Genomic DNA, 22,366 nt, shown 5'->3' with positions numbered 1-22,366 from the left:
TTAATTTCGATTGATTTCATACATTTGCGGTTTCGCATACTATAAAATACCAAACACTTAAGTCACTTTAAAGCAATGATTTGCATGCAAAAGATGGGTACCCGGTCGATCGCGTTGATTTTGATTGTGTTATTAGCGGCTACTTCATGTAGTAAAAACAAGAGGCCTACCAGCTTAAAGCCAGGTAAAACAAGTTCTAAAACGGGCTTGGCTTACAACGGCAAAGATGGTTTTGAAGTGAAACAATACAAAGCACTTCCTGCTGGTCCTGACCTTGTTTATATTGAAGGAGGGCGTTTTACGATGGGATCTTTGGAAGAAGATGTAATGAGCAGAAGGGATAATCCCAAAAGAACAGTTTCCATCCAGTCGTTCTATATGGACCAGACTGAGGTGGCCAACGTTCACTATCTTGAATACTTAAACGCAGTTCAAAGAGATTCATCTGAGGAATTTTACAGCAAAGCTTTACCAGATACCAACGTTTGGTTCAACGAATTATCATTCAATGATTCTTACGTGACCATGTATCTGCGTCACCCGGGTTTCCGTCTGTACCCTGTTGTGGGTGTGTCGTGGGTTCAGGCTAATGACTACTGCGCATGGCGTACGGCTGCAGTGAGCCAGGCTAACAATACCGCCGGAGCGGCAGCAGCTGGCGGTAAAAAGAAAAAAGGATTTTCATTTGGCAAGAAAAAGAAGGCAGCCGAAGCAGTGGCGACAGCCGAGGCTGGTCCCGCACCGCAGCTTAGAATTGAAAGCGGCTACGTAATGCCTCCTTACCGCCTTCCGACAGAAGCAGAATTTGAATACGCTGCTATGGCGATGATCGGAACTCAGTACTCCGATGAAAACCAGGCTAATTCCAGAATTTATCCATGGGATGGTTCAACCATGCGCCAGCCACGTGGCCGGAAGCAGGGAACTATGCTTGCGAACTTCAAACGCGGTCCTGGTGACTACGCCGGTATCGCCGGTAAATCCAATGACGGAGCGATCATTACTCAGGAGATCCGTTCATATCCTGCCAACGACAATGGTCTGTATGATATGGCCGGGAACGTGAGCGAATGGGTGTATGACGTGTACCGTCCATTATCCAACAGTGATGTGAACGATCTTAACTCATTCCGTCGCGATGGCTACCAGGATGAATCTAAAAACTACGATACTAAAAACAGTAACTCTTTGGTGGATGATAAACTGAGAGTGTATAAAGGCGGCTCATGGTCAGATGTAGCTTACTGGCTATCTCCGGGAACACGCCGTTATATGGATCAGGATTCAGCGACTGCAATGGTAGGTTTCCGTTGCGCAATGATCGCTACCGGAAGTCACAAAGAATAATATTACTCGTTTTGAAAAACCGCTGCTCTTCCGGGTAGCGGTTTTTTTTGTTTTAATGCCTGGCCAATGCAATGGTGAGAATGTAAAGTTGTTTGCAACCGGCCCTCAACAATGTCTCAGCGCATTCTTCGAGCGTGGCGCCGGTAGTAAGTACGTCGTCTATGATAATGACGCTTTGTTCTTCAATCGGCTCTTTCATGGCGAATACGCCTTTTACATTTTCCCTCCGTTCGCTTTTGCTTTTTCCTGTTTGGGTATCGGTATACCTGACCCTTTCAAGCGCAGTACCTGTCCACGGAATACCTGTTGCTTGGGAAAATCCTTCTGCGAGCAGATCGCTTTGATTGTAGCCCCGGATTTTCTTCTTTTTACGATGTAGCGGCACACTGATGATCAGAGTTGCGCCGGGGAGGTTGCCGCTGGCCAGCATTTCCTGTCCAAACATAAAACCCAGCAGAACACCTACTTCTTTGCAGCCTTTGTATTTCAATGCATGCAGGAGCTTTTGTGCTTTTCCTTTTTTGGTAAAAAGTAAAAATGAATGTGTGGAGACTACTTGCTGTACATTGATGAATTTGTATTGCATTACGTCGCTGCTGAGACTGTTAACGCCGATTCTGGGTAGTGTGATCCTGCAAGCGGTGCACAATGTTTCTTCATTTCCCTTCAATGACATATCGCAGCCTCCGCAACATCTGGGGAATATCAGGTCAATAAAATCCTTTAAAATATTTTTCAGATTCATTTTTACAGTGTTCAATGAGTGAATTTCGGAGCGACTGAATACCTTTGCACGACATAAATTACTTATCCGGACATGACAACGCTGATCGTTAATGCACTCTTAGTAAATGAAAATAAGGTTCAGGAATTGGACGTATTAATTGAAAATGGTCACATTAAAAGAATCGGAAAAGATTTGCAGCATGAGTCGGCGGATAGGGTAATTGATGCCAAAGGACAGTACCTCATGCCGGGGGTGATTGATGATCAGGTACATTTTCGCGAACCGGGGCTGACATACAAAGCCAATATTTATACAGAATCCAAAGCAGCGGTAGCAGGTGGCGTAACCTCTTTTATGGAAATGCCGAATACGGTTCCCAATACGCTCACACAACATTTACTGGCTGATAAGTACCAGATCGGCGCGGATACTTCGCTGGCGAACTACTCATTTTTTATGGGTGCTTCCAATGATAATTATGAGGAAGTAATGCGTACTAACCCTGCTGAGGTTTGTGGGATCAAGATTTTTATGGGTTCGTCAACGGGTAATATGTTGGTAGATGCGCCTGAGGTTTTGGAAAAAATATTTGCCAATGCGCCCTGCATTATCGCGACACATTGTGAAGACGAGCCTACGGTAAAACAACGTATGGCTTTTTTCAAGGAGAAATATGGGGAGAATGTTCCTTACAACATTCACGCATTGATCCGAAATGAAGAAGCGTGCCTTACCTCTTCATCATTCGCAAGCTCCCTGGCACACAAACACGGCACCAGACTGCACATTTTGCACATTTCAACCGGCGATGAAGTTCATTTGTTTGAAGTAGGAAACCGTAGCAACGGCCAAATCCTGCTCGCTGACGGCAAACCCAAGCTGGTGACGGCTGAGGCTTGCGTGCATCATTTATGGTTCGACGCGGAGGATTATCATACATTGGGTAACAAAATCAAATGTAACCCGGCGATCAAAGCGCCACATCATAAAGAGGCGATTTTGCGGGCCGTACTCGATAATCGCATTGATGTGATTGCTACGGATCACGCGCCGCATACGATTGAGGAGAAAGCGCAGCCTTACTGGCAGGCTCCCTCGGGATTGCCCCTCGTACAGCATACGTTAAATGTCATGCTGGAACTAAGCCGAGCAGGCAAGATTTCAGTGGAAAGAGTCGTTGAAAAAATGAGCCATGCCGTGGCCGATTGCTTTCAGATCAGTGACCGGGGATACATTCGTGAAGGTTACTGGGCGGACTTAATTCTGGTGGATGTGAATGCAGTAACGCAAGTTCAGTCGTCGGATCTTTATTCCAAATGCGGGTGGTCGCCTTTCGAAGGGACAGATTTTCATTCTCAGATCACGCACACTTTTGTGTCGGGAAATCTGGTGTTTGAAAACGGAAAATTCAATGAAGAGGTAAAAGGGAAACGGTTACTTTTTAACCGATAGGTAATCGTAGTAGTCCTGGATCACGCTTAGGTCTGCTTCGGTCCAGTCAAGGGAGGGGAGATCTTCGGGATCGAGCCACAGGATTTGCTCGTGTTCTGTAAGCGTAATGTCGAGGGTAGCTAGCTGGCAAACGAATGGTACCAACACAATTTCACGCCAGCCCTGGTCCTTGGTAGTTACAGGAAGCTTGTGGATAATTTCAATTTCGACGTTGAGTTCTTCTCTGATTTCGCGGACCAGACCTTCCTCGTCGGTCTCACCTTTTTCGAGCTTACCACCGGGGAATTCCCACTGTAAAGGGAAAGATAATGCTGCGCTACGCTGACCTGCCAGTACTTTTCCATTATGTTCGATCACAGCACAAGGCACTCTCACTACCAACTTTTCGGAAACCAATACTTCAATCATAGAGGCGGTTACGGTAATTTACCGCAAAGTTACTATTTCTTGATCGTATTTGCATTTAATTGTTAAAACTTCTTAAAAAATACAGATATCAAAACAGCTCGTCTGACCGGCGACGTGGTATTACGCCCAGATGTTTGAACGCCTTTTCGGTCACCTCGCGGCCGCGTGAAGTGCGTTTCATATAGCCCTCCTGAATCAAAAATGGTTCGTAAACCTCCTCGATCGTTTCAGCCTCTTCTCCACAAGCCGTTGCTATGGTCGATAAGCCAACGGGGCCGCCTTTGAATTTATTGATAATGGTACTGAGAATGCGGTTATCCATTTCATCCAGCCCATTCTGATCCACATCCAGTGCTTTCAATGCCATTTCGGCGATGGCGACTGTTACTCTTCCATTGCCTTTTACCTGTGCGAAATCACGGGTACGGCGGAGCAGGTTATTGGCGATACGGGGTGTCCCGCGGCTGCGCCGCGCAATTTCAAATGCAGCATCGTCTTCCAAGGGCGTGCCGAGAATGGCCGCTGAACGTTTTAAAATAGACGAAAGCAACTGAGCGTCATAATATTCAAGTCTCGCATTGATCCCGAACCTGGCGCGCAGCGGCGACGTGAGCATTCCCGCCCGGGTAGTGGCTCCGATGAGAGTGAACGGGTTTAGTCCGATCTGAATGCTTCTGGCATTGGGCCCGCTGTCGAGCATAATGTCGATTTTGTAATCCTCCATTGCCGAATACAGATATTCTTCCACAATTGGATTGAGACGATGGATCTCATCAATGAAAAGAACGTCGTGCTCCTGCAAATTGGTAAGTAGCCCCGCCAGATCGCTGGGCTTATCCAGCACGGGCCCGGAAGTGATTTTAATGCCTGCTCCGAGTTCGTTGGCAACGATATTGGACAATGTGGTTTTTCCCAAACCCGGAGGACCGTGTAAGAGAACATGATCCAATGCGTCTCCCCGCTGGCGGGCTGCCTGAACGAAAATTTTAAGGTTTTCGAGTATTTTATCCTGTCCGGTAAAGTCGTCAAAAGTCAGCGGACGCAATGCACGTTCGATCTCTTTTTCAGTATTGGATAGATTTTCTTTATCTCCGGACAGATAATCCTGGCGCATAATGGATTGGATAGGCAGTTATAACAGTCGCTGCCGGTGAGCAGCGACTGAAAATTTATTTAATCAAAAATAATTGTTTTAATCTGCAAAAAGAAGGATTATCTGATCACCATCACGGAGCCGCGCTTCACGATCGGGGCACGCTCGGGGTAGTAGAGACTCTCAAAAGAAAGTACATATGGATAAGCTCCGGGCTGTACTTTCAACCCTTTGTAGGTACCGTCCCAGCGTGCTTCCAGGTTGTTGGTAGCATAAATAACTTCTCCCCATCGGTTATAGATGCGGATTGAGAAATTGGTATAATAAGCTCCGAAAATTTCCAGTATCTCGTTATGGCCTTCTCCGTCGGGGGTAAATGCATCAGGAATGAAAAACCGCGGTTCGCATTTATCCACCACTTCGGTAACCTGCTCGGTCACGCAGCCTTCCCTATTGGTAGCCCGGACTATATACTGCCCTTCCTTGTCTACCGTAATGGTACGGGTGGTGTCGCCCGACGCCGGCCAGAGATAGGAAAGCTGCCCTTGCCCGTTCGCATCCAGGATTACCGACTGCCCGTCCGGAATACAGATCACATTTTCCGGTGCAAGATTCAGTATCGGAGAAGGCAGTTCGCCCACCTGAATGGTATCAGCATTGAAGCAGTCGTTTCTGTCTTTTACAGTAATAATGTATGTGCCAGGCTGCGCAATCGTCACTTCCCTTGTTTTTTCGCCGGTACTCCAGTTGTACTCGATCCATCGGTCACTTTGCACTCTTAGCACGATAGAACTGTCGCGGCAGAGTGTGGTGTCAGGCCCGATGGTAAACGCGGGAGGCCTTCTTAATGTAATTTCAATGGTATCGGCAGAAAAACACTGACCTTGCGGGCCATTGAAAGCAACGGCAATATAACGGCCTGTGGCGATAGCGCGGTAAGTTCTCTGGCGACCTACCACCCTTCCGCGGTGAATCCAGGCGTACACTTCTGCCTCTACCTTCATATCCAGCGGCACATATGCGCCGCAAGTATCTTTGTCAGCGCCGAGACTGATTTGCGGCGGTGTTTCATAAATCGTTACTTCTTGCACTACGGTCGTGTCCTTGCATTTATTGGTCGCGCGCATGCGTACCATATATGTACCCGGTTTTGTGTAGGTGTAGGTAGCTTTTGTTTCTTTGGAAGGTGCGGTAAAGCTGCCGTCACCGAGGAAATCCCACTGATAACTATCTTCAATAGGGTCGCAAATGGGGCTGGCCGTGAAATTGGTAGGTTCATTGGTACAAAACCCATCGGCCTCGAAACCGGGTCCCGACGATTCTTGCGTAAAATCCTGAACCATATTAGGAAGCCCCAGCTCGCTCTTTTTACCACCCAGGTTCACGCCATCTCTTTCATATTCAACCCCTGTGAGGGAATTTCCTTCCGGCTCGCCGATGACAGCGAGGTAGTCACTGCCTTCAATGGCCATGTAAATCTTCCCATCAGGCGCAAATTGTAATGCGCCAAACTTTCGGGTAGCCGAACTATCAATGGTGATGGCCGTTTCCGTTAAGAGACTATCGGGCAATGTCAGGTCGTATTGTTTCAGATAGGAACTGGTACCGTTTTCTCCCGTGAATGAAATGTACATTTTTTCGCCGCTGGGTGAGAATTCTATCCCATAAGCGGTGGGTGGAGCGGGGCCGAGGTCAATGGTTTTATCATAGGTTAATACACCGGTAGAATCATTGAAACTGAACAATTCTACATAATTTTTGGGAGGACCAGGAATGATCACTGCCAGTCTGCGCTGACCGGTAGTAGTATCCGGCGAAGAAAATTTCATATAACCTTGCGCTTTTCCGACGCTGTCATGGGCCATACCCAGTTCAGGTGCGCTGCTTTCTACCAATCCTCCGGTAGTAGCGTGGTAAATGCGGAATTTGTTAGTTCCGTAATCGTGTGAAATAACCCAGTATGTACTGTCGCGATCGTTACGTGCGGACACTATACGCTCGGTGGTAGGTTGCTGCAATGTTGTGTTTTGTTCAACAATTGCACCCAGCCCATTGTTTCTCCGCATGTCCACAACACTTACCGTTAACAGCTTTTCACCGTTGATATCTGATGTTGTAAAGACATTGAACAGGTATTCACAGCCTTTACAGGTTGGTTGGGGCACAATGAGGACGGATTGCGTGGAATTCGGGCTTCCTTTCAACGGGGCGCAATTCCCCGGCGCAAAACAGGGCATGACGTCCCCGTTCTTGTTCCATACCGTAATACCGTCAGAGTAAAAGAGCAGCTGCCCTTTCGAATTGGCTATGGCTGAGGTTCCTTCCGGGGTGTTCAGTTTGCCGTCGGTGATGGGTGTGGGGGGACTATTGGAAAAATCAAGCCCTGCATTACCTCCGAAAAACCATTTGGCACCTTCCTGATTCACGGGCTCCATACAGATCTTCACATTGATCCTGTCCTGGATTTTACAGCCATTGGGCAAAATCACTTCCACAGAGTAACAGCCTGAGCTATCGACATTTAACGTCTGGGTGGTATCTCCTTTCGGGTACCAAACATACCGGGCTCCTTCGGGAGCGCCATTGGGATAAGGATCGAGAATGAGCGTATCGCCCGGGCAAATGGTCGTATCAGTTTTCCATTGCTGGAATGAGGGAGGCAATTCGCCGATTTGTATGACTTGTGAAACCGTCTGCTGGCTGCCTCCGCGGATCGTCCGTACCAATGTGACTGTGTATGAGCCGGGTGCCATGTAAGAGTGCTGTGCATTGCGGCGTGTGTCCGAAGCACCGCCTTCTCCAAAACTCCAGCGCCACGCAATGGCTGTACTTAGCGTATCCTTGAATGTAGTAGAGTCAGCTTCGCAGTCAGGATTTTGCATACACTGACCTTCCACCAGAAACGGAGCTTGCGCCTTTACATACACTGTTGACAACAGCATAAGAAAGAAAAATGTATAAAATATTTGTTGGTACTTATTATAAAATCGCCCCATGTTTCGTTACTTGTTCAAACACCCCCGGCCACCACAATTAATATTCAGATCACCCGACAATACTAACGAAAATAAAATGTTAAAATTTTGTGTGCTAATGTCGGTAAAACCACTCTATTTTGAATATTAATACGCAATTTGAAGATATTTTGTGAAATTAATCCTGTTATTTTTTTCAGCCTGAAATCGCGCTGCTAATTAAAGAGCAGCAACTAGTTAAATATATGATCAAGCGTATACTTCTCCTTTTCATATTGACACTGTCCTGCCTGAAAGGTTGGAGCCAGGATCCTCAATTCTCACAGTTTTACGCCAATCCCCTGTACCTTAATCCGGCACTGGCAGGAGGGGCATTGGCGCCGCGTGCAACCATCAATTATCGTAACCAGTGGCCATCACTTTCGGCCAATTTTGTTACTACATCTATCGGTGCTGATCTGTTTTTGTCCAATTTCAATAGCGGTGTCGGCGTGCTGGTGACGATGGATAGCCAGGGCCTGGGCAACCTTAAATCGACCGAGGCGGCATTGCAATATTCCTACCAGGTCCGGATGAATGATGTTACTTCGTTAAGGCTCGGTATTCAGGGCGGTTTTGCCTCCCGGACACTGGATTATTTCGGACTGACATTTGGTGACCAGTATAATAATGGCGGGCTAACAGGACAACCTTCGGAGGATCCTTTTGCGAAAGGCGGGCCCAATGTTTTTTATGCTGATTTCGGGGCGGGCGCAATGCTTTATTCCGACTGGTACTGGGCAGGGGTTTCGGCTCACCATTTGAACAGGCCTAACCAGGCGTTTTCATCGTTGTCGGAAGCGAGACTTCCGGTAAAAGCCAGTTTGCAGGCGGGTTTGCGCATTCCGTTTGCGGGATACACTTTTCTTGGCGACGAAATTGATAAGGAAAAGACGATCTCTCCCGCTATTATGTACAAAAAGCAAGGAAAATACGATCAGTTTGATGCCGGTTTGTATGCAACCATCGAGCCGCTTGTTTTAGGTGCCTGGTACCGTGGTATACCTTTCAAAAAATATGAGCAGAACATCAACAACCACGAATCCCTGATTTTTCTCGCGGGTTTTCGGCAGGATAAATTTTCCATTGGTTACAGCTACGACCTCACTATTTCAACATTGGGGGCTGGCAGCGGCGGAGCTCACGAGATTTCACTTTCCTACATATTCGCACCTTTGGAGCCTAAGCCCAAGCGTAGTAAGAGCAGCAAAAAACAGCTCTCCTGTCCCAAATTCTAAGACTTTTTTGCCAGGATAGGTAAAATATTAATTGTGTTTAGGGTAAACAAGATAAATGCCGGTCTTTTTTTACCAACAATCCACATTCAATATTTGCCAATTATTATGACCAGACATTCGAAGCTAAATGCAATCGTTGCATTGCTGCTGTTTACCATTACCCTGAGTTCTTTTGCCGCACCTCCCAAAAGAGAGTTTTATGAAATCAAGATATATCACTTGAAAAATTCCGATCAGGAAACCAGAGTAGAAAACTATTTGAAAGACGCATATATTCCGGCTATGCACCGCGCAGGAATTAAGAATGTAGGCGTTTTCAAACCCGTTGCTTCCGATACAATGGCTGGAAAATTGATCTACGTTTTTACGCCTTTGAAATCGCTGGAACAATTGCTGGATATACCAAAAACATTGGCAAAAGATGCAGCCTACGCTTCTGCCGGCAAAGATTACATTGACGCAGAATACAAAAATGCGCCTTACGCGCGCTACGAAACAATTGTTTTGCAAGCATTTACAGGCATGCCGATGCACAAAAAGCCAGCATTAACCGGTCCAAAATCGGAGCGCGTTTATGAATTGCGCAGCTACGAAGGCCACACTGAAAAAATCTATCGGAACAAGGTGAAAATGTTCAACGACGGCGGAGAAGTTCCTCTTTTTGAGCGACTTGGCTTTAATGCGGTATTCTATGCAGAAGTAATTGCAGGCAGCCATCAGCCAAACTTGATGTATATGACCACATTCGACAACAAGGCATCCCGTGACGAGCATTGGAAAGCATTCAGTGCCGATGCGGAGTGGAACAAATTGAAAGTAAACCCCGAGTATCAGAATAATGTGTCCAAAAACACGAGCTTCTATTTAACGCCGACCGACTATTCAGATATCTAAGCCCGAATTGAATGAAAGCTGCAATTATCAAAAACCTTCACGAGCCTCTGGTCATTGAAGACGTTGAAAAACCACAGGCCGGTGCTGGTGAGGTGATTGTTCAGCTGAAAGCAGCTTCATTAAATCACCGCGACGTCTGGATTCAAAAAGGACTTTATCCCAAAATCACTACGCCCATTATTCCGGGATCGGATGGTGCGGGCATTGTAAGTGAAATTGGCGAAGGCGTGGATTCCGCGTGGCTGGGCAAGGAAGTGATCATTAATCCATCTCAGAATTGGGGCGAAAATCCTGATTTTTACGGAGATGAGCACAAAATACTAGGTTTGCCGGATAACGGGACTTTTGCAGAATATGTCAAAGTAGAAGCCCCTTATCTGGTTCAAAAACCAGCATATCTCTCATTCGAGCAAGCGGCCACATTACCACTTGGCGCGTTAACCGCCTGGCGTTCATTGCATACCCGGGCGAAGTGGCAGCCAGGAGACAAAGTGTTGGTTACTGGTGCAGGCGGAGGCGTCGCGTTATTCGTAATCCAGTTTGCCATCGCAGCCGGTGCGGAAGTTTGGGTTACTTCCGGCTCGGATCAAAAAATCCAGAAAGCCATTGAAATGGGTGCAAAGGGTGGGGTTAACTATAAAAATCCAACCTGGTTTCGGGATTTGCTGGTAAAAGCGCGCGGTCCGAAATTGGGTTATTTCAATGTCATTATCGATAGCGCCGGCGGTCCGGGATTCGCCAAGCTGACTGACATTGCAGCCCCCGGCGCGAGAATTTGCTTCTATGGAGGTGGAACTGGCAACATCACGGACATTGTTCCCGCCAAAGTATTTTTCAAGCAGCTCAACATCCTCGGAACCACAATGGGCACAGAGTCAGAGTTTCAGGAAATGATAAAATTTGTGGAAGAAAAAGAGATAATACCCATCATTGACACCGTTTTTCGGCTCGATGATGCTGAAAAAGCCTTGCGTCTGATGGATTCGGGACAGCAGTTTGGGAAAATTGTTCTGAAAATCTAAAATCTATTTCTGCAACGATTCAATGGCGCCCCGAACACTTCCATATTGATTCAGCAATTTCTCAGCCTCGGCCGCATTCACATGCAGCTCGTCGATAATCATTTGCTGCGCCCGATTGACCAGTTTTTCATTCGTAAGCTGCATATCCACCATTTTGTTACCTTTCACTTTGCCCAGCCGGATCATGACAGCCGTTGAAATCATATTAAGGACCAGTTTCTGAGCGGTACCGGATTTCATTCTCGTGCTTCCTGTCAAAAATTCAGGGCCTACTACTACTTCCACGGGAAATTCGGCTGCTTTGGCGACAGGTGAGCCATCATTGCACACCACACAGCCCGTCAGCAGACGTGCTTTTTGCGCTTCATTCAGTCCGCCAATCACATAAGGTGTGCGGCCTGATGCTGCTATGCCTATTAATGTGTCGTTTTCATTGGGTTCATACGGTTTCAGGTCAATCCAGGCCTGGTTCCAATCGTCTTCTGCATTTTCCACCGCTTTTCTGATGGCAGTATCTCCTCCTGCAATAATTCCTACCACGAGATCAAAAGGTACGCCAAATGTCGGCGGGCATTCTGATGCGTCCACCACTCCCAATCTTCCGCTGGTACCGGCGCCGATATAGAAGAGGCGGCCTCCCTTTTTCATGCGCGGAACGATCTGCTCAACAAGGGCTTCTATTTGCGGAATGGATCTCTGAACAGCATTTGGGACGGTCTGGTCTTCGTTATTAATGGAAGTCAGAATGTCCTGAACGCTCATTTTTTCAAGATCATGGTAGTTGGAAGATGATTCGGTGGTAAGCATTTGAATGGTGATTTTGAAATTCAAAATTAATTGTTTTCCGTATATGATGCTTTACCAATGTTAAATTTGGTATTAATCGTAGAATATTGACAAAAAAAGCTGTTAATGTTTGGAAAATAAAAAGATAGCCTGCTAATTTGTATCACCAACAAGAAATGAGCGAAATTTCGCTGAACTTAGTTGTTACGCTGAAATGATTTTAAATCTCTTCGTCCCGACCCTAATTATCGTCACGCGTTTCGCGTGAGTGGGATGATAGCACATAACCTGGCACCTCACTCACTGCAAATGAGTGAGGTGTTTTTATTTACATATATATTCACCAATGGCGACAGAACTAAACAAATTTTCAAAAACCCTTACTCAGGAAGTTACCAATCCGGCTGCGCAGGCAATGCTTTACGGCATCGGGTTAAAGGAAGAAGATTTTGCAAAACCACAGATTGGGATTGCCAGTACAGGTTATGAGGGAAACCCTTGTAACATGCATTTGAATGGTCTTTCAGTGTATGTGAAGCAAGGCGTTACTGCCAATGATATGGTAGGCCTTATTTTTAATACAATCGGCGTTTCCGACGGGATGACCAACGGAAATGACGGTATGCGTTACTCTTTGCCAAGCCGCGACATTATCGCTGATTCCATTGAAACGGTTGTTGCCGCGCAATGGTACGACGGTGTGATTGCAGTAGTAGGTTGCGATAAAAACATGCCCGGTGCTGTTATGGCGATGGCTCGTCTGGACCGTCCGGCGATCATGGTCTATGGCGGAACGATCCGCTCGGGACATTATAAAGGACAAAAACTGGATATCGTTTCTGCATTTGAGGCACTCGGTAAAAAGTTTGCGAATAATATTTCAGACGAAGATTTCAAAGGAGTTATACAAAATTCAATCCCTGGCCAGGGAGCTTGCGGTGGAATGTACACTGCCAATACCATGGCTGCTTCTATCGAGGCGATGGGAATGAGCTTGCCGTTTAGCAGTTCTTACCCGGCTACCCACGAAGGCAAGCAGGAAGAGTGCAAAAAAATCGGCGCTGCAATGAAAAACCTTTTGGAACTGAATATCACTCCAAAGGAAATTATCACTAAAAAGTCCCTAGAAAACGCATTGACAGTGGTTATGGCGCTTGGAGGTTCTACCAATGCAGCATTGCACTATCTGGCGATCGCACGTTCAGCAGGACTTTGGCTGACATTGGACGACATTCAGGCGATTTCGGATCGCACACCTTTTATCGCGGATCTGAAACCAAGCGGTAAGTACTACATGGAAGATATTTTGGCGATTGGCGGTGTTCCTGCTATTACCAAGTATTTATATTCCAAAGGCTTGATCCACGGAGATTGCATCACAGTGACAGGCAAAACGGTTGCTGAAAACCTTGCAGAAGCGCCTGATCTGGATTTTGACACACAAAAAATGGTTTTCCCTCTGGAACAAGCAATCAAATCAAGCGGCCACATTCAGATCATGTATGGCAATCTTACGCCAACTGGTGCTGTTGCGAAAATTACAGGGAAAGAAGGGATGACTTTCGACGGAGAGGCTAAGGTTTGTGAGCATGAGTCGGAAATTATTACAATGCTGTCAAAAGGAGAGATCAAAGCAGGACATGTGGTAGTGATCCGTAATGCAGGCCCAAAAGGCGGACCAGGAATGTCGGAAATGTTGAAACCTACGTCTGCTGTAATGGGAGCGGGATTGGGCGACAAGATCGCATTGATCACGGATGGGCGTTTTTCAGGCGGAACACACGGTTTCGTAGTAGGCCACATTACACCGGAAGCATTTGACGGCGGACCGATTGCACTGGTAAAGGACGGCGACCGAATTAGCATCGACGCAAATACGCGCCAATTGACATTGCATATTTCCGACGAAGAAATGGCAGCTCGCAAAGCACTGTGGGTTCAGCCCGCGCCACGTTTTACAAAAGGAATGTTAGGAAGATATATCCGCACCGTGAAGTCAGCGAGCGAAGGCTGTGTGACCGACGAAGCGTAAAGAACATAAAATTCATCCGACTAAATAAATTGAGGAGTCATGGAATTTAATGAAAATCAAACACAAACAATTCAGGCTGCTGAGCCGGCGGTTGCAGTAGCAAAGCCGGAACTGATCAATGGTTCTCACGCGGTAATCCAGTCGCTGATAGCAGAAGGTGTCGAAACCATTTTCGGCTATCCGGGTGGTGCGATCATGCCTGTGTATGACGCTATCTACGATTATCAGGACCAGGTGAACCACATTCTGGTGCGTCACGAGCAAGGTGCTGCACACGCTGCCGAAGGTTTTGCACGCACCACCGGTGAGGTAGGTGTGTGTCTGGTAACATCAGGACCGGGAGCGACAAACCTTGTGACCGGGATCGCTGACGCGATTATCGACTCTACGCCAATGGTCTGCATTGTAGGGCAGGTAGCTTCGCATTTGTTGGGTACCGATGCATTTCAGGAAACGGACGTGATGGGAATTACCATTCCTATTACCAAGTGGAATTACCAGATCACTTACGCGGATGAAATTCCTGAAATTATTGCAAAAGCATTTTATATAGCCAAATCTGGCCGTCCGGGACCGGTATTGATTGACATTACCAAGGATGCGCAACAGAAATTGATGACTAAGCCTTTTGCTCACAAAAAATGTGAAAAACTGATTAGCTATCACCCACGTCTGGCTCCGAAAGAAGATCAGGTGGCTGCTGCTGCGAAATTGATCAACCAGGCGAAACGTCCGTTCCTGTTTTTCGGTCACGGTGTTCAAATCGCTAAGGCTGAGGAGCAATTGATCAAATTTATTGAGAAAACAGATATTCCTGCGGCTTCAACATTATTGGGACTGTCCTCTGTGTCAGTTGATCACCCGAATTACGTAGGCTGGCTGGGAATGCACGGGAACTACGGTACCAATGTGCTGACGAATCAGTGTGACCTCATTATTGCAGTGGGTATGCGTTTCGATGACCGCGTAACCGGAGATTTGAGCCGCTATGCGAAACAGGCGAAAGTCGTTCACATTGAAATTGATCCTGCGGAAATTGATAAAATCATGAAAGCAGACGCTCCTGTTGTGGGAGACGCGAAAATTGCTTTGGAAATGTTGCTGCCCCTCGTGAAGGAAAACAATCACGAAGGTTGGAGAGCGGAGTTCAAAAAGTTCGATGTGATTGAAGATCAGAAGATCACGCAACCTGAACTGGCGCCTACTACCGAGAAAATCAAGATGGCGGAGGTGATCCGTACACTTTCGAATAAAACCAAAGGTGAGGCAGTAATAGTAGCTGATGTGGGCCAGCACCAGATGATGACGGCTCGTTACTATCAGTTCAAAAAGGCGAATTCGTTTATCACTTCCGGTGGATTGGGTACAATGGGTTATGCATTACCAGCTGCTTTCGGAGCGAAGGTAGGAGCGCCGGACCGTGAAGTAGTGGCGATCATTGGCGACGGATGTTTCCAGATGACCATTCAGGAACTGGGTACCATTGCACAAAGTGGCTTGCCTGTGAAGATCATTATCCTGAATAACAACTTCCTTGGAATGGTGCGCCAGTGGCAACAGCTTTTTCATGCAAAACGCTATTCGTTTGTAGAGCTTCAAAACCCTGATTTTATCACGATTGCCAAAGGTTTCGGTATCAACGGGCACACTTGTTCGGCGCGCGAAAACCTGAACGATTCACTGGATACGATGCTCGCTTCCGACAAGCCGTATTTGCTGGAAGTATTGGTGGAAAAAGAAGAGAACGTTTTCCCGATGGTTCCAACCGGAGCTTGTGTGGCGGATATCAGACTTGAATAATCAGACACTCATAAAATTATGACATCATACACCATCTGTGTCTTTACTGAAAATACCATTGGTATTCTGAATAAGATCACAACGATTTTTACCCGCAGACGGATCAACATTGACAGCTTAACGGTTTCTGAGACAGAACGTAAGGGTATATCACGCTTTACAATCGTCATTCATCACGAATCCCGCGAGGCAGTGGAGAAACTGGTCCGCCAGATTCGTAAAGTGATAGAAGTACTGGCTGTTTTTGGGTATCTCAATGACGATATCGTGTACAACGAAATTGCAATGTTCAAAATTTCGACACCTATCGGAGCCAAACCGCTTGACATTGAAACAATTAATAAAGTGTACAAGGCTTGGGTCGTTTACTGGCACCTTACTTATGTAATCATTCAGAAAACGGGTACGGAAGAAGAGATTTTTGAATTCTTTGACTATATCAAACCTCACGAAATTCTGGAATTTGTAAGATCGGGACGGGTAGCGGTGAGCAAATCGCCTCAAACCCTGGTAGATTATCTTCCGGAAGCTGAATGGGAGTATTATCAATAGTCAATCAACTTTTAAGTAGTATTGTTTTTTAATTCGTAGTAAATCAATAATCCAATCAATAATCAATGGCAAAATTAAATTTCGGCGGGGTCGAAGAAGAAGTAGTAACCCGTGAAGAATTTCCTCTTGAAAAGGCACGTGAAGTACTTTCTAATGAAACCATAGCTGTAATTGGTTACGGCGTACAAGGCCCAGGCCAAAGCTTGAACATGCGCGACAACGGTTTTAATGTAATCGTTGGTCAACGCAAAGGTGGTAAGTCATGGGACAAAGCCGTTGCTGACGGTTGGGTACCAGGCGAAACACTTTTCGAACTGGAAGAAGCATTGGCAAAAGGAACGATCATTTGCTACCTGCTTTCTGACGCTGCTCAGATTGAATTGTGGCCGACTGTAAAAGCGAACCTTACTCCCGGAAAATCATTGTATTTCTCACATGGTTTCGGTGTAACTTATAAAGATCAGACTGGTATCATTCCTCCTGCGGACGTGGATGTGTACCTGGTTGCTCCAAAAGGTTCAGGAACATCACTTCGCCGCTTGTTCGTTGAAGGAAAAGGTTTGAACTCTTCTTTCGCTGTTTTCCAGGATGCAACTGGCAAAGCACGTGAAAAATGTATTGCTATGGGTATCGGTGTTGGTTCAGGATATTTGTTCGAAACAGATTTCTACCGTGAAGTAACGTCTGACCTTACCGGCGAGCGCGGAACTTTGATGGGTGCTATCCAGGGAATCTTTGCTGCTCAGTATGAAGTACTTCGTTCAAACGGACACACTCCATCCGAAGCATTCAACGAAACAGTGGAAGAATTGACCCAATCATTGATGCCATTGGTAGCTGAAAATGGAATGGACTGGATGTATGCCAACTGTTCAACTACCGCTCAACGTGGTGCGCTTGACTGGTGGAAACCTTTCCGTGATGCTACTAAGCCTGTTTTCGAACAACTTTACAACTCTGTAAAAAGTGGCGAGCAAGCGACAATCTCTATCACACGTAACTCACAACCCGACTACCGTGTGAAACTGGAAGTTGAATTGGCAGAATTGCGTGACTCAGAAATGTGGCAGGCAGGTTCTACGGTTCGTGGCCTTCGTCCGGAACGTAGCTAATCAGCTTAAATGCTATTTCAAGGTCCCGGGAGTTTACGCTTCCGGGATTTTTCGTTTGACAGGCTAAGGTTTTTTCTTTTCCCAGACAACTACCGCCGTCACGGCCCCTCCATTGGTCGTATTCGTGACGACATAAGAAAGCCGGTTGTCTGAAAGCGTGTAAGTTCGTTCTTGAATTGTACCTTCCCAATTTGGATAAAAAGCATGATCAACATGAAACGTGATGGCTTGCTTTGACTCATTCAGGGAGTAAGTTCCAAAATGAGAGTTGTTCCCTTGAACGAGCGCAGCGTTTTCCTCCGGTGTTGCTTTGTTTTTATCATTAGCAGCCACTTTCGGGCGGACAGCCTTCAAAATCTGAATGGCATAATTCCGGTCAGCCAGTACCAGCATACCGACGGGGTTTTGCCCATACGGGAATGTTTTGGTACCGTCAGGATTAGTGTTTTCTACGGCTACCAACGACCAGATTCCTTCCAATGGGCTGATTTTGTGCGATTTGTCGGACACAGTTTGCCCATGAGTTTGGCAAATAGTTGTGATTATCAAGAAGAGAAGTGACATTGTTTTCATTAGTGATATCGTTAAGATTTTAGTAACCAAGTTTGATAATTTCCCCAGACGCGGTGCCTTCAATGCTGTGGAAATAGGCGTTCAAAACATCCTGAGGAGGAATAATGGAAACGAGTCCCGGACTTACAGCATTAATCCTGATGCCTCTTTCCAAATCCATTGCGGCGGCTGTTACAAAGCTGTTGATTGCACCATTGGCGAGTGCTTTCACTGTATTTTGAGGGGCAGGCAATTCGCCCATTTTACCCGGAGTGAGCGTAAAAGAACCACCATCATTCAGATAATGCTGCCCGACGATAACCAGGCCCGTTTGCCCGAGTACCTTATTCTGTATGCCTGAGATTAAATGTTCATTTGTAACATTTTGAATGGGCCCAGAGAAGGTAGTACCGGCGACGCAAACCACGGCATCCAGTTCTTTTACTTCTTTAAAAAGGTTTTCAATGGAAGCAAAAGAGGAAATATCAACCCTGATATCGCCGCTATTTCTCCCGGCTGTAATGATTTCATGCTTTTTTTGCAATTCCGGTAGCAATATGCGGCCAATCATGCCACTGGCTCCTATTATTAAGATTTTCATACGTTAAGATTTTTTGATCAAGGCAAAATTATACAAATATTGAATCGCTACTTTTGTACAAAAAATCACTAATTCTGTACTTTTGATGTCACAGGCCAAAAGCGTTTTACACCAGCCTTTTGAATTTGAATTCAGACAGTTGTCCATTTTTCCCAAGCGTACTTATCAGCATAATTTTTTCCTGCTGATTTACATTGTGGAAGGGACGGGGATACAATATCTCAACAATCACCGGTTCAATTACAGGAAAGGAAATTTGTTTTTGATCACGCCACAGGATACTTATTCGTTTGACATCGCGAATTCCTCACAGTTTTTTTTCCTGAGTTTCAACAGTTCCTACATTAAAGAGAGGCGTGAAACGGATTGGGGGCAGCAGATGGATTTTATTTTGCATAATGCGAGCCACAGACCGGGATGTATATTGAAGAACCGGATCGATAAACCGCTGATTGCGTCGCTGGTGGAAAGCATTATGCAGGAGGATAATAACCGGCAGCTATATCATTCCAAAATAACGGAACAGATCGTGAATACGATTATACTGGTCGTAGCGCGGAACATTGCATTGAAGCTGCCGAAGAATATCAAAGAGACCACGGGAGAGCCGGTACTTGACATTCTGCATTACATTCAGGAAAATATTTTTAGCCCTGAAAACCTGAAAATTGATGTAATTGGGGCACATTTAGGGATTTCGCAGACCTATCTTGGTAAATATTTCAAGAAGCAGACGGGCGAAACTTTGAAACAGTACATTATCAATTATAAACTAAGAATGGTCGAAACGAGACTTTTGCATAGCGACATGCGAATCAATGAAATCGTTTATGAACTTAATTTTACGGATGAAAGTCATTTGAACCGGCTATTCAGAAAATACAAAGGGCTGAACCCATCCGAATTCAGAAAAATACAGCTCCTTAACACTAGTAAATCATGACGTCATCCCCACAAACTGCTCCTACACTCGACAACATTTTCCTCGCTGCCGAACGACTCAGGGGCATTATAAATCATACTCCTATATTTTACAATGCGCATTTATCGGAGCAGTATCAGGCGAATATCTATTTGAAAAGGGAAGACTTGCAGACTGTCCGGTCGTATAAAATCCGTGGTGCGTACAACAAAATGGCCAGCCTGAGTGCGGAGGAGCTTGCGAGCGGGGTAGTCTGCGCCAGTGCAGGTAACCACGCGCAGGGCGTTGCATATGCATGCAGGAAAATGGAAGTAAAAGGGGCGATTTTTATGCCTACAACCACTCCGGCCCAGAAAGTGAAGCAAGTAAGGCTTTTTGGTCAGGAATGGATAGAGATTCATTTGGTGGGAGATACTTATGACGATGCTTACCACGCTTCAATGGAATATCGCGACAGTACCCACGCGATTTTTGTGCATCCTTTCGATGATTTGCAAGTAATTGAGGGCCAGGGAACGGTGGGGCTGGAAATTTTCAAGGATGCCGATTTTAAGATTGATTATCTGTTGATGGCGATCGGTGGTGGTGGATTGGCATCGGGAATTTCTACGGTTTTCAAGCAGCTTTCGCCCAAAACACATTTGATAGGCGTAGAACCGGAAGGATCTCCGACGATGCAAAAATCGATCGCCGAAGGGCATGTGGTCACGCTGGATCACATTGATAAGTTCGTGGACGGGGCAGCAGTGCGGCGCGCAGGGGACATTACATTTGAAATTTGCAGTAAGAGTCTGAACAAGATCCTGCTCGTTCCGGAAGGGAAAGTTTGTTCGTCGATTTTGCAATTATATAACGAAGAGGCGATCGTAGCAGAACCGGCCGGCGCACTCACGGTGGCTGCTCTGGATTTGATCAAAGATGAAATAAAAGGCAAGAATGTGGTCGCGCTGATCAGCGGAGGCAATAATGACATTACCCGGACTGAGGAGATCAAGGAACGGTCGCTGCTTTATGAAGGGTTGAAGCATTATTTCATCATCCGTTTTCCGCAAAGGTCCGGAGCATTCCGGGAGTTTTTGAATGTACTCGGGCCAAACGACGACATTGCCAGATTTGAGTATGTTAAAAAGACAAACCGGGAACAAGGGCCAGCATTAGTAGGGATCGAGTTAAAGAATCGGGAAGATTTTGTGCCATTGATCGAACGAATGAATGATAACAGGATCGTTTATGAATACCTGAATGATCAGCCGGATTTGTTTCAGTTTATGGTTTAGAAAGTATGTTACGAGTTCCCTCCGATATCAGCTCACAGGAATTTGAATCTTTGAAGATTCAGGATATGACCTTTGTTGCTTATCGCAATGAAGTGTATCCATCGAAATATGACGTGTTCTTTGAAGAGCACGCGGTGATTGTTGTTTTGGAGGGGGAGAAGAAATTCACTAGCCCGACACAGGAAGTACATGTTGAAAAAGGGGATATCCTGTTTATTCAGCGTGGTTTTTATTTAATGTCGGAGTCAATCAATGAGTCTTACAAAAGCCTGGTCTTCTTTTTCGACGAAAAACTATTGAAGGAATTTGTCGGCCTGCATCCCGAACTTTTTGATCCGCAGGAAGGCACTACCATTCTTGAAAATCCGATCCTGATCCTGAAATCGGATGATAACTTTGAAAAGTTCATTCAATCAGTGTTCCCCTATTTCCGGTCCAGAACAGAACTGAAAAACCATTTTCTTCGACTAAAATTTCAAGAGCTGCTTTTGCATTTGCTGGAACTCGACAATTCGCGGCAGCTTCGCGCCATTCTTTACAGTTTGTATAAAGGTGAAAAAGTAGATCTGTCATTTTTAATGAACAGTTATTATCTCAAACCATTGACATTAAACGAGCTGGCCCGACTTTCCGGACGCAGTCTTTCCGCATTTAAAAGGGATTTTCAGGACGAATTCAATACTTCCCCTGCATCGTGGCTGAAAAACAAGCGACTGGATTATGCGGATTTTCTGCTGCGGAACAGTACCAAAAATGTTTCTGAAATCAGTACAGAGATCGGGTATGAGAGCGTCTCTCATTTTATAAAAACCTACAAAGAGAAGTTTGGGATGACACCTAAGAGGCAGGGATGACTTAACATTCAAGCTGATTGCAAGGTGTTTGATGTAAAGAAATAAGGAGAAAATCTTAACTTTATACGTTCAAAAAATCGAAAATTCATGGAAACGCTGATATTTCGCTCTGACAGTCAGGAAAAGTTGGATGCCTTAAAAGCTGTTGCTAAGGCTTTGAAAATGTCTTTTGAAACACAAGAAAAACCTTATGACCCTGAGTTCGTTGCGATGATCGCAAAAGGGAAGCAAGATTTAAAAGATGGAAAGGGAATTCCAATGACTCTCGAGGACCTGGAAGGTCTATGCAAATAATTTACACGCCTAAGGCCAAGGAACATCTGGATTTCTGGGTTAAATCAGGTAATAAATCTATTCTCAAAAAGATACTTCTGTTAATCCAATCTGTACAACAAACGCCTTTCGACGGCATTGGTAAGCCAGAGATGCTTAAACATGAGCTTTCTGGCCTATGGTCAAGAAGGATGAATCAGGAGCATCGTTTAGTTTATGAAGTGAGAGACGGAACGATTTTTATTCATTCTTTGAAAGGGCATTATTGAGAATCTAACCAGCACCAACCCCGCAAGTGCCAATTTTCGCTCAAACTGCACGTTCAAACCAAAATCACTACTTTTTGAGCCTTTACCGTTATACTTATTCGCTTGAATTTGTGGTAATTTGTATTCTCAATACTCCTTTAA

The 22,366-nt window shown here is 45.7% G+C and carries 21 protein-coding genes; 14 read left to right on the top strand and 7 right to left on the bottom strand.

What is annotated here, in order from left to right; translation table 11 throughout:
* Window positions 1-84 precede the first annotated feature (84 nt).
* Window positions 85-1,347, top strand: coding sequence for a gliding motility lipoprotein GldJ (gene gldJ / locus ON006_RS24475; RefSeq protein WP_244822650.1), 1,263 nt, complete (start codon window positions 85-87; stop codon window positions 1,345-1,347).
* Between the two features lie 52 nt (window positions 1,348-1,399).
* On the opposite strand, the gene ON006_RS24470 is transcribed toward gldJ, so the two are convergent.
* Entirely contained in the window at window positions 1,400-2,092 is a 693-nt protein-coding gene (locus ON006_RS24470; protein ID WP_244822649.1) for a ComF family protein, read from the bottom strand.
* 72 nt (window positions 2,093-2,164) lie between these two features.
* Between ON006_RS24470 and ON006_RS24465 the strand changes: the two genes are divergently transcribed.
* The gene (locus ON006_RS24465) at window positions 2,165-3,526 is read left to right on the top strand and encodes a dihydroorotase (RefSeq protein ID WP_244822648.1); all 1,362 of its coding nucleotides are present in this window, start codon (window positions 2,165-2,167) and stop codon (window positions 3,524-3,526) included.
* Here the strand turns inward: ON006_RS24465 and ON006_RS24460 are convergent.
* The 3 genes from ON006_RS24460 to ON006_RS24450 all read right to left on the bottom strand — a co-directional run bounded on the left by ON006_RS24460 (window position 3,509) and on the right by ON006_RS24450 (window position 7,969).
* Window positions 3,509-3,934 carry a (deoxy)nucleoside triphosphate pyrophosphohydrolase gene (locus tag ON006_RS24460; RefSeq protein WP_244822647.1) on the bottom strand — a complete coding sequence of 142 codons (426 nt, stop codon included), beginning with the start codon at window positions 3,932-3,934 and terminating at the stop codon, window positions 3,509-3,511. The genes ON006_RS24465 and ON006_RS24460 overlap by 18 nt on opposite strands.
* Before the next feature lie 88 nt (window positions 3,935-4,022).
* Window positions 4,023-5,048 carry a Holliday junction branch migration DNA helicase RuvB gene (ruvB, locus tag ON006_RS24455; protein ID WP_244822646.1) on the bottom strand — a complete coding sequence of 342 codons (1,026 nt, stop codon included), beginning with the start codon at window positions 5,046-5,048 and terminating at the stop codon, window positions 4,023-4,025.
* A gap of 98 nt (window positions 5,049-5,146) precedes the next feature.
* Window positions 5,147-7,969, bottom strand: coding sequence for a PKD domain-containing protein (locus tag ON006_RS24450; protein ID WP_244822645.1), 2,823 nt, complete (start codon window positions 7,967-7,969; stop codon window positions 5,147-5,149).
* A 278-nt stretch (window positions 7,970-8,247) separates the two neighbouring features.
* On the opposite strand from ON006_RS24450, the gene ON006_RS24445 reads away from it, so the two are divergent.
* The 3 genes from ON006_RS24445 (at window position 8,248) to ON006_RS24435 (ending at window position 11,195) form a co-directional block, all read left to right on the top strand.
* Window positions 8,248-9,279: a PorP/SprF family type IX secretion system membrane protein gene (locus tag ON006_RS24445; protein WP_244822644.1), complete on the top strand. Its 1,032-nt coding sequence runs from the start codon at window positions 8,248-8,250 to the stop codon at window positions 9,277-9,279.
* A gap of 105 nt (window positions 9,280-9,384) precedes the next feature.
* Entirely contained in the window at window positions 9,385-10,173 is a 789-nt protein-coding gene (locus ON006_RS24440) for an NIPSNAP family protein (protein ID WP_244822643.1), read from the top strand.
* An 11-nt stretch (window positions 10,174-10,184) separates the two neighbouring features.
* Window positions 10,185-11,195, top strand: a complete 1,011-nt coding sequence (locus ON006_RS24435) for a zinc-binding dehydrogenase (RefSeq protein WP_244822642.1) — start codon at window positions 10,185-10,187, stop codon at window positions 11,193-11,195.
* Window positions 11,196-11,198: 3 nt separating this feature from the next.
* Here the strand turns inward: ON006_RS24435 and murQ are convergent, their stop codons facing one another.
* Entirely contained in the window at window positions 11,199-12,002 is an 804-nt protein-coding gene (gene murQ, locus ON006_RS24430) for an N-acetylmuramic acid 6-phosphate etherase (RefSeq protein ID WP_244822641.1), read from the bottom strand.
* 325 nt (window positions 12,003-12,327) lie between these two features.
* On the opposite strand from murQ, the gene ilvD reads away from it, so the two are divergent.
* The 4 genes from ilvD (at window position 12,328) to ilvC (ending at window position 17,477) form a co-directional block, all read left to right on the top strand.
* Window positions 12,328-14,013 carry a dihydroxy-acid dehydratase gene (gene ilvD / locus ON006_RS24425; protein ID WP_244822640.1) on the top strand — a complete coding sequence of 562 codons (1,686 nt, stop codon included), beginning with the start codon at window positions 12,328-12,330 and terminating at the stop codon, window positions 14,011-14,013.
* A 39-nt stretch (window positions 14,014-14,052) separates the two neighbouring features.
* A complete protein-coding gene (gene ilvB / locus ON006_RS24420; protein ID WP_244822639.1) occupies window positions 14,053-15,813 on the top strand; it encodes a biosynthetic-type acetolactate synthase large subunit in 1,761 nt (586 codons plus the stop codon).
* Window positions 15,814-15,831: 18 nt separating this feature from the next.
* On the top strand, window positions 15,832-16,365 hold the full coding sequence (ilvN, locus tag ON006_RS24415) for an acetolactate synthase small subunit (RefSeq protein WP_244822638.1): 534 nt from the start codon (window positions 15,832-15,834) through the stop codon (window positions 16,363-16,365).
* A gap of 65 nt (window positions 16,366-16,430) precedes the next feature.
* Window positions 16,431-17,477 carry a ketol-acid reductoisomerase gene (ilvC, locus tag ON006_RS24410; protein ID WP_244822637.1) on the top strand — a complete coding sequence of 349 codons (1,047 nt, stop codon included), beginning with the start codon at window positions 16,431-16,433 and terminating at the stop codon, window positions 17,475-17,477.
* 63 nt (window positions 17,478-17,540) lie between these two features.
* On the opposite strand, the gene ON006_RS24405 is transcribed toward ilvC, so the two are convergent.
* Window positions 17,541-17,987, bottom strand: coding sequence for a lipocalin-like domain-containing protein (locus tag ON006_RS24405; protein WP_244822636.1), 447 nt, complete (start codon window positions 17,985-17,987; stop codon window positions 17,541-17,543).
* 82 nt (window positions 17,988-18,069) lie between these two features.
* Complete coding sequence (locus tag ON006_RS24400) at window positions 18,070-18,630, bottom strand: short chain dehydrogenase (protein ID WP_244822635.1); 561 nt, start codon at window positions 18,628-18,630, stop codon at window positions 18,070-18,072.
* An 85-nt stretch (window positions 18,631-18,715) separates the two neighbouring features.
* On the opposite strand from ON006_RS24400, the gene ON006_RS24395 reads away from it, so the two are divergent.
* From ON006_RS24395 to ON006_RS24375, 5 genes are all read left to right on the top strand, one after another.
* Complete coding sequence (locus ON006_RS24395) at window positions 18,716-19,573, top strand: AraC family transcriptional regulator (protein WP_244822634.1); 858 nt, start codon at window positions 18,716-18,718, stop codon at window positions 19,571-19,573.
* Window positions 19,570-20,829, top strand: coding sequence for a threonine ammonia-lyase (gene ilvA / locus ON006_RS24390; protein ID WP_244822633.1), 1,260 nt, complete (start codon window positions 19,570-19,572; stop codon window positions 20,827-20,829). Before ON006_RS24395 ends, ilvA begins: the two co-directional genes overlap by 4 nt.
* Before the next feature lie 5 nt (window positions 20,830-20,834).
* A complete protein-coding gene (locus ON006_RS24385) occupies window positions 20,835-21,683 on the top strand; it encodes an AraC family transcriptional regulator (protein WP_244822632.1) in 849 nt (282 codons plus the stop codon).
* An 87-nt stretch (window positions 21,684-21,770) separates the two neighbouring features.
* Window positions 21,771-21,977, top strand: coding sequence for a DUF2683 family protein (locus ON006_RS24380; protein ID WP_244822631.1), 207 nt, complete (start codon window positions 21,771-21,773; stop codon window positions 21,975-21,977).
* Complete coding sequence (locus tag ON006_RS24375) at window positions 21,968-22,225, top strand: Txe/YoeB family addiction module toxin (RefSeq protein WP_244822630.1); 258 nt, start codon at window positions 21,968-21,970, stop codon at window positions 22,223-22,225. Before ON006_RS24380 ends, ON006_RS24375 begins: the two co-directional genes overlap by 10 nt.
* The last annotated feature ends 141 nt before the right edge of the window (window positions 22,226-22,366 follow it).

The sequence above is a fragment of the Dyadobacter pollutisoli genome, from assembly GCF_026625565.1.
Classification (GTDB): domain Bacteria; phylum Bacteroidota; class Bacteroidia; order Cytophagales; family Spirosomataceae; genus Dyadobacter; species Dyadobacter pollutisoli.
This window is presented reverse-complemented; position numbering and strand designations above follow the sequence as displayed.

Coding starts and splice junctions, on each gene's coding strand:
- gldJ (WP_244822650.1), top strand. CDS start 85: ATGCAAAAGATGGGTACCCGGTCGATCGCGTTGATTTTGATTGTGTTA.
- ON006_RS24470 (WP_244822649.1), bottom strand. CDS start 2,092: ATGAATCTGAAAAATATTTTAAAGGATTTTATTGACCTGATATTCCCC.
- ON006_RS24465 (WP_244822648.1), top strand. CDS start 2,165: ATGACAACGCTGATCGTTAATGCACTCTTAGTAAATGAAAATAAGGTT.
- ON006_RS24460 (WP_244822647.1), bottom strand. CDS start 3,934: ATGATTGAAGTATTGGTTTCCGAAAAGTTGGTAGTGAGAGTGCCTTGT.
- ruvB (WP_244822646.1), bottom strand. CDS start 5,048: ATGCGCCAGGATTATCTGTCCGGAGATAAAGAAAATCTATCCAATACT.
- ON006_RS24450 (WP_244822645.1), bottom strand. CDS start 7,969: ATGCTGTTGTCAACAGTGTATGTAAAGGCGCAAGCTCCGTTTCTGGTG.
- ON006_RS24445 (WP_244822644.1), top strand. CDS start 8,248: ATGATCAAGCGTATACTTCTCCTTTTCATATTGACACTGTCCTGCCTG.
- ON006_RS24440 (WP_244822643.1), top strand. CDS start 9,385: ATGACCAGACATTCGAAGCTAAATGCAATCGTTGCATTGCTGCTGTTT.
- ON006_RS24435 (WP_244822642.1), top strand. CDS start 10,185: ATGAAAGCTGCAATTATCAAAAACCTTCACGAGCCTCTGGTCATTGAA.
- murQ (WP_244822641.1), bottom strand. CDS start 12,002: ATGCTTACCACCGAATCATCTTCCAACTACCATGATCTTGAAAAAATG.
- ilvD (WP_244822640.1), top strand. CDS start 12,328: ATGGCGACAGAACTAAACAAATTTTCAAAAACCCTTACTCAGGAAGTT.
- ilvB (WP_244822639.1), top strand. CDS start 14,053: ATGGAATTTAATGAAAATCAAACACAAACAATTCAGGCTGCTGAGCCG.
- ilvN (WP_244822638.1), top strand. CDS start 15,832: ATGACATCATACACCATCTGTGTCTTTACTGAAAATACCATTGGTATT.
- ilvC (WP_244822637.1), top strand. CDS start 16,431: ATGGCAAAATTAAATTTCGGCGGGGTCGAAGAAGAAGTAGTAACCCGT.
- ON006_RS24400 (WP_244822635.1), bottom strand. CDS start 18,630: ATGAAAATCTTAATAATAGGAGCCAGTGGCATGATTGGCCGCATATTG.
- ON006_RS24395 (WP_244822634.1), top strand. CDS start 18,716: ATGTCACAGGCCAAAAGCGTTTTACACCAGCCTTTTGAATTTGAATTC.
- ilvA (WP_244822633.1), top strand. CDS start 19,570: ATGACGTCATCCCCACAAACTGCTCCTACACTCGACAACATTTTCCTC.
- ON006_RS24385 (WP_244822632.1), top strand. CDS start 20,835: ATGTTACGAGTTCCCTCCGATATCAGCTCACAGGAATTTGAATCTTTG.
- ON006_RS24380 (WP_244822631.1), top strand. CDS start 21,771: ATGGAAACGCTGATATTTCGCTCTGACAGTCAGGAAAAGTTGGATGCC.
- ON006_RS24375 (WP_244822630.1), top strand. CDS start 21,968: ATGCAAATAATTTACACGCCTAAGGCCAAGGAACATCTGGATTTCTGG.